The sequence below is a fragment of the Brevibacillus brevis genome (assembly GCF_001039275.2).
Lineage (GTDB): Bacteria > Bacillota > Bacilli > Brevibacillales > Brevibacillaceae > Brevibacillus > Brevibacillus brevis_C.
In genome coordinates this window covers 2,287,339-2,302,362 of the sequence record NZ_CP030117.1, presented here as the reverse complement: position 1 = coordinate 2,302,362, position 15,024 = coordinate 2,287,339, and the positions used below count along the sequence as shown (strand labels likewise).

The following is a 15,024-nucleotide window of genomic DNA, read 5'->3' as shown; positions in this document are numbered from 1 at the left end:
AAAACCGGGGAGCTACTCAACATGGAAAAAGCTGCGGAGATACTAGCACTGTCTTCTGTTGATCGTTTTATTGACATCCTGAACACACTGGCAGATGGCATATTCATTGCTGATGCGCAGGGAACTACTTTATGGCTAAACAATGCTAGTGAAAACCTGTGTGGTCTACCAAAAGCCGAACTCATCGGGCAAAACGTATCCGACCTTGAAGAAATGGGGATTTTCAGCCCTTCTGTCACCCGCTTGGTTTTGGAAACGGGAAAACCGACCACAACCATTCAGCTCGTCAATAATAAGGGGAAATTTCTGGTGACTGGACATATCATCCCGGATGAGGAGGGGAGACCGGAGCTGATCGTTTCCCACTCACGCGATATCACGGAGGCAGCCCGTGCCAGTTCACAACTAGAAGAGACGGTTGCTTTGCTTAAGAGGTACAGCGAAGAGATTCAGCTCATGAAGTGGGAAGCGAGCCAGAGCTCCTCCCAAACCTTGATTGGCAACAGCCGTTCCTATCTCGCCCTGCTGGAATTAATGAAAAAAGCAGCCCCTGTCGACACGACCGTATTTATTACAGGTGAAACAGGTGTAGGAAAAAGCTATCTTGCCGAGCAAATCCACCTGTTGAGCGAACGAAGCAGCGGGCCATTCGTCCACGTCAACTGTAGCGCCATTCCTGAAACCTTGATCGAGTCAGAGCTGTTCGGCTACCACAAAGGGGCCTTTACGGGGGCGAGTCACTCAGGGAAAATCGGATTAGTGAAAATGGCGGACAAAGGGACGCTTTTCTTGGACGAAATCAGCGAGCTACCCTACCACTTGCAATCGAAATTACTGCTGCTTTTGCAAAACAAAACGTTTATGCCGATCGGCGGCACGAAAACATACACAGCTGACATCCGCATCATAACGGCAACCAATGCCAACCTTCAGGAGCTCGTGCGCCTGGGCAAATTCAGACACGACCTGTACTATCGTCTTAATATTTTGCCAATCAATGTTCCGCCATTACGGGAGAGAAAGGACGATATTTTCCCGTTACTCCACCACAATTTACAGCGTTTCAATAGCAAGCATAACCAGAAACGGCGTTTTTCCCCGGAAGCGCTGGATGTTTTGCATCAGTACGAATGGCCTGGGAATGTGCGGGAGTTGGAAAATTTGGTAGAACGAATCGTTATTACGTCCAAACTGGATGAAATCCAAGTCAGTGATTTGCCAGAAGAACTGCGGAGTATTCGGGAGCTGGAGGACGGAATTCTTTCGCTCGGTTCTCTTTCTCTTACAGAGCGGATGGAGAAAATAGAGATGGAATTTATTCTGCAAGCATTGCGTACACACAAAACGACTCGCAAAACAGCAGCGGCCCTCGGCATAACCCAGTCCCTACTTATGCGGCGGATTAGAAAGTATGGGATTCAGCTGGATTCTGAGGACGAGTGAGTCAACATTGTGGAGGAGAAGAAAAAGCGCAGTTCTCTTCGACTCTGACACGCCCGCAAAGGGGATTGGCTGCCCGTCTCCACTTAAAAAAGGGGACCGTCGAGCCAAAGCCACCCTACGGGCGGACGTTTCTCAGGGAAGAAGTGTTCGACAAGCGTGGTCCCCTTTTTTAAGTTCCGACTGGGTAGGCGTTGTCAAGGTCTGCGAGTCCTGCGCTTTTTCTTCTCACCAGCTTTTTTTGTTCATCGGTACCTTTTTACTTCTTATACCAAGTATCTTATACTAGCACGATAGGGAAATGTTATGAGCTTCATTGTACTGACTTAATCACTGTTATCGGAAGGAAAGTCTACACATTCGTAGCCGTCTTATAAAAATGCTGCAATATCCCGGGATATATTAAAATAGCTGTCGAGAATTTCCCGACAGCTGAATTACACAAGCGGAGTTTATCCTGTACAACCAGAATTACTGGGGCAAAATGAAAAGCTTACCTGCTGCCCTTTGATAAAAGCAGCCCTTTCTCGTAATATTCTTTCATTATTTCTGGCGGTACCATACTTCCACCAGTAGCCCAAATAATATGTGTACTTTGATTCATTTTCGAATCCAGATGATTCGTTGCGAGAAATTGTTTGCCTGCTTCGGTTCCAATCAGATTGACGGGACCCAGCATTCCTGCCAAGGCAGACGGTTCAAGCTTTATGTTTTCGATATCAGTCAGCGCTTGCAATAGTACATGCAACGAATCGTCATCAATAGTATATATTCCGCTGAGTAAGGACTCAATGGTCTTGCCGACAAAGCGTGAAGGTCTGCCTACTGCAAGCCCATCCGCCTCTGTTCGATTATCTATGCAGAAGTCCTGCACACAGACCTGGTTATGCAATCCAGTTAATAAACCTAGCAACATGCATGGGGAATGGGTAGGTTCAGCAAAGAAGGGATGTACATGATCCTTGTACAATAATTTTAATCCAAACGTGATGCCTCCTGGGCCCCCGCCTACACCACAGGGGAGATATACGAACAATGGATGGTCCTCATCAACAATGACCCCTAACTCATCCAATTGTTTGTGTAATCTTCGGGCTGCGACGGCGTACCCTAAAAAAAGATGCTTTGAATTCTCATCGTCAATAAAATAGCAGGTTGGATCTTCTTCCACCTGTTTTCTTCCTTCTTCTACTGCTTTGCTATAGTCCGACATATATTCAATAACCGTTACGCCTTTGCTTCTAAGCAAGTCTTTTTTCCACTGTTTTGCGTCGGCTGACATATGAACGGTCACGTTAAATCCCATTCTGGCACCCATAATGCCTATGCTTAACCCCAAGTTCCCGGTAGAGCCTACAGCAATGGAATACTGAGAAAAAATTTGCCTAAACCTTTCCGAGTCGATCATCTCATAGGAATCATCCATCGTAAGCATGTTATGTGCAAATGCCAGGGCTTCAGCGTGTTTCAGCACTTCATAAATTCCGCCCCGGGCTTTAATTGATCCTGAGACGGGGAGATGGCTGTCACACTTCAAAAATAATCTCCCTGGGATCTCTTGCTTGTAACGTTCCGCCATGTATCTTTTCATATTGGGAATAGGCATAATGGGTGATTCTATGATTCCGTTTGTCCCTTTTGTTTCCGGGAATACCTTCGCGAGATACGGCGCGAATCTCAACAATCTCTCCTCTGCATCCTTTATGTCCTCTGCTCCCAAAGAACAGGGCTCTCCCTTTTGTAAGCCATTATCTGGATTTGACCAGAAAACCTTTTTGGTTGAAATGATATCTTCCAACAGAGGATGCTCGGCAATCCAGTGATTGATCGTTTTTCCTGCGATCAGCTTACCTGCTCTCATATACTTCTCTCCTTCCGACATGTCAGGATACGATCTTTAAACCGACTACTGCAAATAAAATCATACTCATGCAGATCATTCGACGCCAATCTCTTGATTCCCCGTATCCTACCATGCATACGATTGTACTGCCTACTGTCCCTATTCCAGTCCAGATTGCGTACGCGGTCCCCATCGGAATGGTTTTCATGGCAAGGGAAAGGAGTAAAAAACTTAACGTAAAACCACTAACCAACACAATCTTTGCCCTCCAGCCACCACCTACGTTTACATGATGAATACTTGTTACGCTAACCACTTCACATACACCAGCCAAGAGTAGATATACCCATCCCATTATGCGGCTTCTCCTTTTGTGTCCATGTCTTTGGTGATTACCTTTAAGCCGACGATCCCTGCTAACAGAATGAGAATCAAAAGCAATTTTATCCACTTGAACGGCTCTCCGAAAATAAGTATTTCTATCAATACTGTTCCCATTGTTCCAATACCAGTAAAGACTGCATAGACCGTCCCCAGCGGCAATTGTTTGGAAGCACGGATCAAAAAAGCAAAACTAAGGAAGATCGCTACAATCGTACCTAGCCACATCCACCCGTTCGATGAATGTTTCAATCCAATTACCCATAACACTTCAAAAAAACCAGCGACAAGAATGTATACCCAATTTCCATTCATACGTTCATCTCCCCAGCGACAGTTCCTAAAAAACAACATCACTCGCATTTAGCGAATGATGCTGTTTTCCCATATCAAGCATCCATCTTCTCGAACGATGTCTCCAACGGAGTGCAACAGGATATCGGCCAATTCTTCCAATTCACTTGTTCCGCTTACACCGGATAGCACTCCAACTGCGAGACCAGCCGTCCCATTTCGGGCAAGCAGAAGATCTACTACCGTATCCCCGACCACAGCTACTTCAGTCGTATCCAACTGATGTTTTTCACAGAATGCATGAAGCATGCATGGATCTGGCTTTTTATCATAGTGATCCGATGTTCCAATGAATTCAAAATAATTATGAATTCCCAAGCTTTTCAAACCGTAAACAGTTGATTCCCAATCATCTGCGGTTGCGATCCCTACCTTCATTCCAAGGGACTGGAGATGTGCAAACAGTTTTTTTAAATCAGCAGTTGGCTGTATTTGAGCAGCGCTTGATTTGGTCAGTTCATATAGTTTTTCGGGAACCCAGGACTCCAATTGTTTCAGTCGGTCCGCCCTCACATGTTTATCCTGAAGCAATTCAGAAAAGGCTTCATAAATGTCACGGGATGTACCGCTGGCGAGAATTCCCTTTGGATCTACCTGAGTCTCCCTTAATCCAATCACTTTCAACAGTTCTTGTTCCAACTGGCGATCATCTGATAATCCCAAATCATCAAGCAATTGAGTAACCAGTTGTCTGGCTACTGGAACAAAGAAAGCATGAAAATCCAGTAACGTACCATCCTTGTCAAAAAGGATTCCTTTAATCTGACCCAATTCTAATGCACCCAACCTTTCTGCCTCTCTTTACGATGCCGCGGAATTACCTTCTTGTTCGTTTCCTGCTGTTATCCATTCAATGCTGTCTATTTGCTTTTTCCATGCTGCAGGCATATCCTGATCACAGACAATCACATCAACCCCATGTATTGGTGAAACCTTGCAAAAGGCTTCCATTCCGAGCTTGGAATGATCTACGAGAATGACAGCCTCCTTCGCTACTTCGATCATCTTCCTGGAAATTGCAGACTCTTCGAGAGCGTACTCTGTAATTCCATTCAAAGAGATTCCACCCGGAGAAATGAAGGCTTTGTTTACATGAAACACCTCTAACGTTTTCTCGCAAATGGTCCCTGCACTTGAGTGCTGTTCCACGTTTAACGCTCCTCCCAATAGGATGACATTCCCGTGGAAAACTCCTTGGTACAACGAATCCAATAAGACATTAGCTGTGGGGAGTGAATTCGTTAAAATGTTGAGGTTCGTCAGGCCGCGAATCGCATGCGCCAGTTCCACGATCGTGGTGCCTCCACCAAGTACGATCGTATCTCCATTTTGGATCAATTGTACCGCACGTTTTGCGACTTGCTGTTTGGACTCGATCATAAGACTTTGCCTTTGCACAAAAGGAGGCTCTCCAAGTTCAAAATTGCTTTTGACTGCCCCACCATGCACGCGTTTTAATAAACCTTCCTTCTCCAGAAGATCAAGGTCTCGACGAATTGTCTCCATGGAAACATTAAACAATCGAGCCAATGTAGATGCGTTCACCTTTCCGGTAGCTTGCAACTGATCGAGAATGTTTTTTTTTCGTTCTACAGCCTGAATCGACATCGGGACTCACCTTTCTGTTAAAGTAATATGCACTCTTTTTCCGGTATCCAGGCTTGAACCTGCATGCCTACTGTTAAGGATGAGGTTTGAGGCACGTTCAGTTCGTCAGCATGTATCAAGCAATCATTCGCCTGAATTTCATAACGACGTACGTTTCCTTTGATGGTTACACTCATGACACATCCGTTTACCCAATAACCTGATGTTTTCATCTTGGAAGGAATACTGCTGTCAAATAATCCGATTACTTCGGGCCTAACAGCATAGGTTCCTGCTTGAAGCGACTCCCCCGTTAATCGATAAATGTCTGCGTGAGTTAATACGTTATAGCTACCGATAAAGCGGGCAACAAATTCGTTTTTGGGCGACGCATAAATATGCTCCGGTACCCCACTCTGTACAACCTCACCCTGGTCCATCACAAAGATCCGATCTGAAATGGTCATCGCTTCTTCTTGGTCATGCGTTACAAAGATCATCGTCATTTGTAAATTCTTCTGAATGTTTCTGAGTTCCATTTGCAGGCTTTTGCGGATTTTTGCGTCCAGTGCGCTTAGCGGTTCATCCAGCAACAATATATCTGGTTCTGTCACGATCGCTCTCGCAAGCGCTACACGCTGTTGCTGTCCTCCGGAAAGTTCGTGGGGATAGGCTTTTTCTTTTTCTGACAGATGAATCAGCTCAATTACCTGACGCACTTTTCTTTCTGTTTGGATCTTGTCCATCTTTTGCATTTTCAATCCAAAGGCGATATTATCAAATATCGTCATATTAGGAAACAATGCATACGATTGAAATACCATCCCGACATTCCGCTTTTGGGGAGATAGGTTGGTAATGTTCGTACCATTGACTGTGATCGTTCCGCTGTCTGCTGTTTCCAATCCGGCAATGCAACGGAGCAATGTACTCTTTCCGCATCCGCTCGGACCAAGCAATGTGATAAATTCACCCTTTTCAATCTGAAGGGAGACCTGCTGAAGCACGCTGGTGCCAGCATAATTTTTTTCAACCCTTTCAATCTGTACATAACTCATGACACCTTCTCCTTTGTCTTTCCATTTTGAAGTCTTGAGCCCAGCTTCAACATCACCAGCGAACTGATCAGAACGATCACAAAATACGTTATCACAACCGCACTGGACAAATGCCCATTTTCTTTAAGGCGTTTCATTAGATAGATTTGAATCGTTTCAAAGTGCCCGCCTACGAGAATGTTAGCCAAGACAAATTCTCCGAACAAAATCGAAAGAGATAACAGAGACGAAACAAGAATTCCTGGAATAATGTTAGGCACTATCACTTTAAGGAAAGCTATCCATTTACTTGCTCCCAATATCTCTGCGGCTTCGATCAGCCTCTTGACATCAATCGTTCTCAAGCTGTTTCGAATCCCCTGATACATGTATGGAAGAATCAACACATAATAAGCTCCAACGATGATCCATACGGTTCCCGTCAGGACAATCGGCTTGCTGGAATACATTTTGATCAGTCCCACAGCAGCTACCACACCTGGAATAGCATACGGAAGCATCACTAGCGCCTGGATAAAACGTTCCCATTTTGGAAAATAGACGGTGATCGTAAAAACAGCCATCACCATGGTAATCATGCTGACGAAGAGAGCCAGGATACAGATCAGCAAGGTTCTTCCCATCGCCAGGATAAAGCGCTGATCGGAAAACAGCTCTTGGTACCATGAGAGCGTAAAATCTGAAGGCAAGATCGTATTCGCCCACGTATTGGATATCGAGTACAAAAATGTTGCGGCCAAAGGCAGGAAAAGATACATCCCTACCACGAAGATGACAAGATAGTGGATTGATCCTTTTCTCATTGCAAATCTCTCCTAACCCGACGCATCATTCGTTCGTTAAACCACATCGCTCCAATCATCATCAAGCCCAAGATGACAGCCAACGCGCTTCCCAAATGGGGCTGGCTGATAGCATCTCCGCTTACCAAAGCACCGATGCGTATCGGCACGATATTATAACTGCCCCCTACTAACGCAAATGCGGTTGCATACGCCCCCATGGCATTAGCAAAGAGGATACTAAACGTACCAACAAGTCCTGGAAAAATCACTGGAAGTCCGATATGCCACCAAAATTGCAATGGAGAGGCTCCCAAGAGAGCCGCGGATTCACGCCAGGATTTTTGGATGCCGGAATATGTCGGGTAGAGCATCAGTATCGCTAATGGTATTTGGAAATAGACGTACACCGCTACGAGTCCACTCCAGCTATATAAATCAAAGGAAGAGAGTATATTCCAACCTAGTTCCTTGGATAACAAGGTAAACACCCCGCTGCTTCCAAGTAAAATGATGTAAGCAAAGGCAAGTGGAATTCCTGAAAAATTAGAAGTCATATTAGAGAATGTAATCATGATCGTTTGAATCTTTTTTGGCATTTGCGTAATGGAATAAGAGGCGACCAGGGCAATTACAATCCCAATCAGACTGGAATACAAGGATATCTGCAAACTATTGAGTATTCCTTTAAAATAATAGGGATTTGTCAAAGCTGTTACATAATGAACCCAGCTGTATGCATTATCAGACTGAAAGCTGTCGAGGATCATTCCAATGAGAGGCACGATTTCAAACGCAATGACCAGCACGGCAAAAGGCAGCAATGCAAGCACGGAGAACCAGGTTATCTTCTGTTTCATTTGGACAACTCCTAGCTTTAATTGAGGAAGACCATTCCCTTCTAGCAATGGTCTTCCTGTGATTGGTTCAGATTTAAACGATCATTCCTGAAAAATCATAATCGATCATCACTTCGGACTTAGAGATTCCAAGCAACTGGCAAATAAATGGCGCCATTGCAAGCTGCGGGATCACCTGCTCATGATAGCCCGGCTTCACTCGTTCACCAATGATAAACAAAGGAACATCCCTCTCATCACTACCGGTACCACCGTGATCCCCATCCGTATTCATCCCGTGGTCTGCCGTAATGACGATGTGATATCCTTCCTGCGACCATAGAGGGATCAACTCGGCTAAATAGCTGTCCATTTTAATAGCAGATTTTCGATACTGTTTCGAATCTGATCCGTACAGGTGTCCTGCATTGTCAACCCCCATGGTATGGATATAGAGAAAGTGAGGGTCATGTTTTCTGCGCAGTGCTTCAGCGTCCAACAGAAGATGAGAATCCGGATAGAAATCGTCGTAATAAAACGAACCGTATTGAATGGCCTTAGACTCATCCGCCTGGTGGCGATCAACAAATTTGTCAAATGGAGCCTGGTTGTAAAGCTCGCTTACCCAATAAAAAGCGGTTGCTGCATTGCGCATCCCAAATTCTTTTGTCAAATGAAACAGGCTCTTTTGGGTAGACAGTCGAACCGTGTCATTACTTGTGATCCCATTAACAGATGATGGGGTACCAGTCAACAGCACCTCATAAAGAGGTCTCGACATACTTGGCAGTTCGGACTTTACTTTGTACGATGCGGCTTTATTCAGTTCAACCAGATGGTTTAAATAGCCCATTTGGGAAGTGGCAACTTTATACTGCAAGCCGTCAATCACGACCATAATCACTTTGTTCATGTCAAATCCTCCTATTGTACGTTAACTAATACTTGTTCTTGCCACATTTGAGGAAGCCGTTTTGCTGTTTCTGCCCAGACTTTGTAATCATTGATCGGCTTCGCATTTTGATACTGCTCGAATGGAATCATTTTTTTCATTACATCTTCCGGCAACTTTACATTTGCTCGTATTGGTCGAGCGTAGCCTTTGGCCAAATTGATTTGACCTTCATCACTCAAAATGTACTCACGGGCAAGCATCGCTGCGTGTGGATGCGGCGCATATTTATTGATAATAGTCGTATAACCGCTGACAACGCTGCCCTCTTTTAGAATCGATACTTCGTAACGGTTTGGATCGATTTTGTCCCGGTACCCCAAAGCCGAAAAATCCCACAAAAGCGCAACTGGCACTTCCCCCTTCTCCAGGTTAGTTGGTTTTACATCCATCGATGCTAACCGGCCTTGCTTCGCCAACTCCGCAAAAAAGTCCAAACCAGGTTGGATATTTCCTTCATTTCCGCCGCGTGCCATGGCGGCTGCCAAAACGGTCATTTGTGCCTGATTCGATACTGCAACATCGTCCATAACTACTTTATAGTCGCCTTTTAGCAGATCATCCCATGATGTAGGTGGGTTATTGACAAGCTTCTTGTCTGTGAGAACCGCGATCGTTCCCTGATAAGCAACTGTCCAGTGTCCCTGATCGTCTTTTGCCCAATCAGGAATGTCGTTCCAATAGGATGTTTTGTATGGAATTGTTACCCCTTTTTCGACTGCGACAGGGCCAAATGAGATGCCGACATCCCCAATATCCGCTGTTGGATTATCCTTCTCAGCTTCAAATTTTGCGATTTCTTCTGCACTAGACATATCTGTATCGATGTGCTGCAACCCATATTTCTTGTCAAGATCAGTCCAAGTATCCTTCCAGTTGGCCCACCCGTCTGGCATTCCCAAACTCACAACTTTTCCTTCTTTTTTCGCCAGATTGGTGATCTCTTCGAGCGACAGTTCTTTTCTTGTGTGCTCCGCTGTTGCATCTGATGCCGTATTTGGAGTGGCAGTATTTTGTTGACCTCCACATCCCGTAATGGTAATTGTCATTAAACCCATTGCCAGTACTGTTTTCAGAGCCGATATTCTTATCACTTCGTTCCCCTCCAATTTGCGGTTCGTGTGCGTTTGGTTGTGATTTGCTACATGTATAATATAAAATCGCAATATTAAACACATATGAATTTATCTTGTTTAAAAGATTAATTTCATGTAAATGGAGGATGCAAACATAAGAAAACCCGGAGCGAATGCGCAGCGACAATAAAGTTTTAGACTGAATAATAGAGTATTGAACCGGATAATAAAGAGAGTTTAGTCACATCGGGAATTTAAAATGATTTATTTAGCGATAGTCGAAAACAGCAAAAGAGGTTCCCTAAAACTTATAAATTCTTATCTGTATAAAAAAAAGGAGCGCTATCTCGCAGCGCTCCTCTTCTTTCATGAATTACTCCTCAATCTTCTTTGCTTTTTTGCCAAACCACGTGTTCGCAACCAGCTCGACTACTTGCTTCGGCAATGATTGTGGTGCTTGTATTTCCGTTCCGGCCTTGTCCACTGTGCGGTACAGCAAAGCTTTGTCATCTGCTGGGTCTGACATGGTTTGCAGTGTCCACTCACCGATTTGTCCGGCGCTTGTCCACTCTTCGATCATCAGCTGATACTCTCCCGGAGCCAGCTCGATGTAATCCTCGTCTGTCACATCCACAATCGCATAGCCATCATGCTCGATTTCAGCATCGTATGTATTTCCGTTCGCCGCTTCGTACAGTGCGAGCTCCTCCGGGTTATTCAAGTTTTCTGTAAGATGAGTAAAATCCGCAATCGTCACCTTAATACGCTTTTTCATAGGTACCCCTCCCGTGTTGAACACATCATTTCACACTCTACCACAACATGGTCAGCCCTGCCAATTGTCTCTAAGCAGACGAACATGTTTGATTTCTTCGCGATGTCCCCCTTCTGAGCCTCTCGCCGTTTCCAGGACGATGGGAAGTCCTTGCAATTCGGGTGTTTGCAAAAAGGTGGCGATGGCTGCATCACCGATCATCCCTTTTCCGATGGAGGCATGCCGGTCACGAAAGGAACCACTCGGATAAACGGAATCGTTCAGATGAACGGCACGCAAGCTCGTGAAATAATCGAGCTCACGCATGTGATCGGCTACCTCCCCCCAATCATTCCCTTTCCACAATCCGCTGGCAAATGCATGACACGTATCTAAGCAAAAGCCTACCTTCTGTGGCTCAGCAAACAATTGTCGAACCTGTGTAAGCTCTTCGAGTGTCGTGCCCATCCGGTTGCCTTGCCCGGCATTGTTTTCGATTAACAGCTGGGCTTTTCCATTCCAGCCATCCAGTATTTGATTGACCATCTGGATCATGATTTTGTAACCGGTTAGTACATCAACGCCTTTATATTGGCCAAAATGAACAACCACGCCCAACGCTCCACAAGCTTCGGCAATTTCAAGGTCATTTCGTACGGAGCCCACTGTGACGGCGAATAGCTCCTGCTCCTCGACGCAAAGATTCACCGGGTATGGCGTATGAGCGATCGATAGCATACCGTTTTGCTGACAAAACGAGCGACACCGCTCTGCGTCCCGGGCATCGAATTGCTTGATACCTAAGCTTCTCGGGTTTTTCGGGAAAAATTGAAATGCTAACGCTCCTTCTTTGTATGCAGTTCTTGCCGCCTCCTCGTACCCATGACGAATACTGACATGACAACCGATTTGCAAGGCAATCCCTCCTCTCTCGCTAGCTTCTTATCATTTTTCCCTCTGTCCCTTTTTCTCAATCGAGCACTTGCGTATCCCTGTCAGATCGAATAAACTAAAACTAAACCGAACGTTCAGTCTAGAATAAGGAGCTTTTCTAAAATGTCAAAGCGTCGTCTCGATGGGGAGAAAACCAAACAACATATCGTAGAGAAAGCCACCGAGTTATTTTCTCAGAAAGGCTATTCAGCCACTTCCATTGAGGACATTTGCCAAGCAACTGGAGCGAGTAAGGGCAGCCTCTATTACCACTTCAAAAACAAGGAGCAGTTGTTCCTTCATCTGCTTGAAAAGCAATACAACGAATGGGTAGATCTGTGGCAGGAAAAAGAAAAAGAATTCGAGACATCCATCGATAAACTGTACGGCTTAGCTGCTTTTTTCCTGGAGGATTTTTTGTCCCACCCTCTAAAAAAAGCAGGCGAAGAGTTCTCCGGTAGCCAGCTCGCTGATCCAGTCATTTTGGAACAAGTGCTGGAAATGCTCGGCTCCACGTATACCCTCTATACTTCCCTCTTCCAAGAAGGAATCGACCGAGGCGAGTTCGCTCCATGCGATCCCGAAGAAATGGCGATGATACTGGAGGGGCTCATGAACGGAATCATTAACGTAGGTTATCAAATGGATGACGAGCGTCTTCATGCACTGTTGAAGAGGAGCATTGACGTTTTGCTGCATGGCATTATTGCCAAGTAGCATTTTTTTCACCTTTAATTAGACCGGACGTTCGGTATAACTTTTTGGGAGTGATATGACCTATGAAAGGTCTTTGGGGAAACAAAGTTTTTCTCACCGTTTTTATCACGGATACATTAGAAAATATCGGTATATGGATTCGGAACATGGCCTTGCTCTACTATGTGATGGAGACGAGTGGCAACAATCCGACTGCCGTATCGCTCTTGACCGCTATCGAACTTGCACCGATCCTGGTTTTTTCGATTATTGGCGGGGCATTGGCTGATCGCTGGAATCCGAAGCGAACGATGATAGCCGGGAACCTGTTAAGCGCCCTCTCTGTTTTGGTCATCGTGTATTTGCTCTGGCAAGGAATGTGGATTGCTGTATTCTTTGCGACATTTATCTCTGCTGTGGCGTCGCAGTTCTCCCAGCCTTCTTCTGCCAAGATGATGAAGCGTTATATTCCTGATGAGCAAGTTGCCGCAGCTGTGTCCATTTCACAAAGTACGGGTTCTATTTTTCTACTGCTTGGCCCGATTGTCGGTACTTTCTTCTTTGAAAAGTGGGGCATCTACCCTTCCCTGTTAACGATGGCTGGCCTCTTCTTCGTCTCGGCACTGATTCTCTTGACGCTCCCTACCTCAACTGCCACTGCAACAGAAGAAGGCGGAACCCTCCTTTCTGAGATTAAAGCAGGTTTTGCCTATGTAAAAAAGCGACCAGCCTTGCGCGGGATCGCGATTACCTTTGCATGTCTGGGGTTATCCTCGGGGTTTATTAATTCGCTAGAGGTATTCGTCGTCACGGATCGTCTTTTACTCTCCAAAGAAGCCATTCAATGGTTTACTGCTTTAGACGGATTGGGGATGCTGTTGGGCGGCATTATTGCTTCCATTTACCTCGATCGCCTGAATGGTCGCTGGATTATTACAGGTGGATTAATCTTCTTCGCGCTCTCTGTCGCCGTAGAAGTTCTCTCTATTTGGGTATACGTAACCGCAGCGATGCGCTTTTTCACCGGAATTGGAATGGCATTTTTACAGATCGTGATCAGTACGTTCATGATCAAGCTCGTTGATGAAGCGTTTATTGGACGAGTGAATGGAACGATTTCACCGCTCATGATCGGACTCATGATGGTCGGTTCTTTTTTGGCAGGCCCACTCATGCAGATAACTTCGTTGATCACGGTTTTTCTGATAGCATCCGTAATCATTTTACTCGCTGCATGGGGATGTGCACGAATCAAGTGGGATTCGCCAGAGGTTACACCAGATGGGGCTAGCCATCTGCTCGAACACAAACAAGCGCAAACTCTATCGTAAGAGAATGCGCCCAAGCAAAAAGCTGTCCACCATACGGACAGCTTTTTCTACTAAATGCTATGTTTTTACAATGAGGAGTGGTGTTTTCGTACGATGAATCGTTTTAAATGTAACACTACCAAGCAGCGTCCCTGCAACTGCACCTTGGCCATGATGACCGAGCACAACCAGTCCAGCGTTGATTTCTTCTGCCGTCTGGCGGATCACAGTAGCTGGATCTCCAACTACAACCTTGCTTTCAAAAGGAAGCGATGCAGCTTCAAGCAACTCCTCGCAAGGTTTTAGCGTTTCACGTCCCCAACCTTCGAGTGTATTCATGTTATCCCAGCCTACGCCGTACACACCTGCGTATGTGACTGGTGGGATGACTACGGACAGGAGCGTATACGATACATCCGGGAGATGCTGCCCCATCTCGATGGCTTTTTTCGCAGCTTCCATCGAATGATCGGAGCCATCTACTGCAATGAGTACTTGATTCCAAGGGAAACGACTCTCATCTGTCTCCTCCGCAATGAGGAAGACCGGAACTTTGACATCGTGGAGTGTCGGATAGCTGACGCTTTGCAACAGGAAGCCTGTAATGCGACCGTAGCCATGTGTACCCATTACGATGGCAGCATAGTCATTCGCTGCGTGCTTCGCAATGACTTCATGCGGCTCTCCGAACTCAATCTCCAGTTCATAGGTGATACCGGCTTCTTCTACGATCGACAGGAATTTTTTCAGATCATCTCTTGCTTCATCCAATTGATAATCTTCAACGACCTCTCGTCCCAACCTTCTGACAACATTGCGTGAAGGGAACGGCGGGATGGCATGAAGCAATGTGATATCATGCTTATTTTTGGCGTAGGCCAGCGCGAAGCGGACCGCCTGAATGGACTGCGCTGAGAAATCGACAGGGACTAGAATACGGGACATAATGACACGTCCTTCCTCTTTTTCATCTGGCAAATGTGGTGTTACTCTATGTATCCATCTGCCTTGAGTTCATT

Annotated in this window: 16 protein-coding genes; 3 read left to right on the top strand and 13 right to left on the bottom strand. The window is 45.6% G+C overall.

Annotated elements, in window-relative coordinates; translation table 11 throughout:
• The first annotated feature begins 21 nt into the window (after nucleotides 1-21).
• Nucleotides 22-1,443, top strand: coding sequence for a sigma-54 interaction domain-containing protein (locus tag AB432_RS11635; RefSeq protein WP_048032416.1), 1,422 nt, complete (start codon nucleotides 22-24; stop codon nucleotides 1,441-1,443).
• Between the two features lie 490 nt (nucleotides 1,444-1,933).
• Here the strand turns inward: AB432_RS11635 and AB432_RS11630 are convergent, their stop codons facing one another.
• From AB432_RS11630 to AB432_RS11575, 12 genes are all read right to left on the bottom strand, one after another.
• Nucleotides 1,934-3,301, bottom strand: coding sequence for a D-serine ammonia-lyase (locus AB432_RS11630; protein WP_048032415.1), 1,368 nt, complete (start codon nucleotides 3,299-3,301; stop codon nucleotides 1,934-1,936).
• Nucleotides 3,302-3,323: 22 nt separating this feature from the next.
• Complete coding sequence (locus tag AB432_RS11625) at nucleotides 3,324-3,638, bottom strand: DMT family transporter (RefSeq protein ID WP_048032414.1); 315 nt, start codon at nucleotides 3,636-3,638, stop codon at nucleotides 3,324-3,326.
• Entirely contained in the window at nucleotides 3,638-3,979 is a 342-nt protein-coding gene (locus tag AB432_RS11620; protein ID WP_048032413.1) for a DMT family transporter, read from the bottom strand. The genes AB432_RS11625 and AB432_RS11620 overlap by 1 nt, the downstream gene beginning before the upstream one ends.
• A 48-nt stretch (nucleotides 3,980-4,027) precedes the next feature.
• Nucleotides 4,028-4,804: an HAD family hydrolase gene (locus AB432_RS11615; RefSeq protein ID WP_048032412.1), complete on the bottom strand. Its 777-nt coding sequence runs from the start codon at nucleotides 4,802-4,804 to the stop codon at nucleotides 4,028-4,030.
• 15 nt (nucleotides 4,805-4,819) lie between these two features.
• The gene (locus AB432_RS11610) at nucleotides 4,820-5,626 is read right to left on the bottom strand and encodes a DeoR/GlpR family DNA-binding transcription regulator (protein ID WP_048032411.1); all 807 of its coding nucleotides are present in this window, start codon (nucleotides 5,624-5,626) and stop codon (nucleotides 4,820-4,822) included.
• 17 nt (nucleotides 5,627-5,643) lie between these two features.
• On the bottom strand, nucleotides 5,644-6,663 hold the full coding sequence (locus AB432_RS11605) for an ABC transporter ATP-binding protein (RefSeq protein ID WP_048032410.1): 1,020 nt from the start codon (nucleotides 6,661-6,663) through the stop codon (nucleotides 5,644-5,646).
• Nucleotides 6,660-7,466: an ABC transporter permease gene (locus AB432_RS11600; RefSeq protein WP_048032409.1), complete on the bottom strand. Its 807-nt coding sequence runs from the start codon at nucleotides 7,464-7,466 to the stop codon at nucleotides 6,660-6,662. The genes AB432_RS11605 and AB432_RS11600 overlap by 4 nt, the downstream gene beginning before the upstream one ends.
• Nucleotides 7,463-8,305: an ABC transporter permease gene (locus AB432_RS11595; RefSeq protein ID WP_048032408.1), complete on the bottom strand. Its 843-nt coding sequence runs from the start codon at nucleotides 8,303-8,305 to the stop codon at nucleotides 7,463-7,465. Before AB432_RS11595 ends, AB432_RS11600 begins: the two co-directional genes overlap by 4 nt.
• Before the next feature lie 73 nt (nucleotides 8,306-8,378).
• Nucleotides 8,379-9,197, bottom strand: a complete 819-nt coding sequence (locus AB432_RS11590) for an alkaline phosphatase family protein (RefSeq protein WP_048032407.1) — start codon at nucleotides 9,195-9,197, stop codon at nucleotides 8,379-8,381.
• Nucleotides 9,198-9,208: 11 nt separating this feature from the next.
• Entirely contained in the window at nucleotides 9,209-10,330 is a 1,122-nt protein-coding gene (locus AB432_RS11585) for an ABC transporter substrate-binding protein (RefSeq protein ID WP_082195907.1), read from the bottom strand.
• A gap of 355 nt (nucleotides 10,331-10,685) precedes the next feature.
• Complete coding sequence (locus tag AB432_RS11580) at nucleotides 10,686-11,087, bottom strand: hypothetical protein (RefSeq protein ID WP_048032406.1); 402 nt, start codon at nucleotides 11,085-11,087, stop codon at nucleotides 10,686-10,688.
• Nucleotides 11,088-11,138: 51 nt separating this feature from the next.
• Entirely contained in the window at nucleotides 11,139-11,981 is an 843-nt protein-coding gene (locus AB432_RS11575; RefSeq protein WP_048032405.1) for a deoxyribonuclease IV, read from the bottom strand.
• A 141-nt stretch (nucleotides 11,982-12,122) separates the two neighbouring features.
• On the opposite strand from AB432_RS11575, the gene AB432_RS11570 reads away from it, so the two are divergent.
• Both AB432_RS11570 and AB432_RS11565 read left to right on the top strand, forming a co-directional pair.
• Nucleotides 12,123-12,716 (top strand): TetR/AcrR family transcriptional regulator, encoded by a 594-nt coding sequence (locus AB432_RS11570; RefSeq protein ID WP_048032404.1) that lies wholly within the window; start codon nucleotides 12,123-12,125, stop codon nucleotides 12,714-12,716.
• 62 nt (nucleotides 12,717-12,778) lie between these two features.
• Nucleotides 12,779-14,026 (top strand): MFS transporter, encoded by a 1,248-nt coding sequence (locus AB432_RS11565; RefSeq protein ID WP_048032403.1) that lies wholly within the window; start codon nucleotides 12,779-12,781, stop codon nucleotides 14,024-14,026.
• A 57-nt stretch (nucleotides 14,027-14,083) separates the two neighbouring features.
• Here the strand turns inward: AB432_RS11565 and AB432_RS11560 are convergent, their stop codons facing one another.
• Nucleotides 14,084-14,950: a universal stress protein gene (locus AB432_RS11560; protein WP_048035772.1), complete on the bottom strand. Its 867-nt coding sequence runs from the start codon at nucleotides 14,948-14,950 to the stop codon at nucleotides 14,084-14,086.
• Nucleotides 14,951-15,024 lie beyond the last annotated feature (74 nt).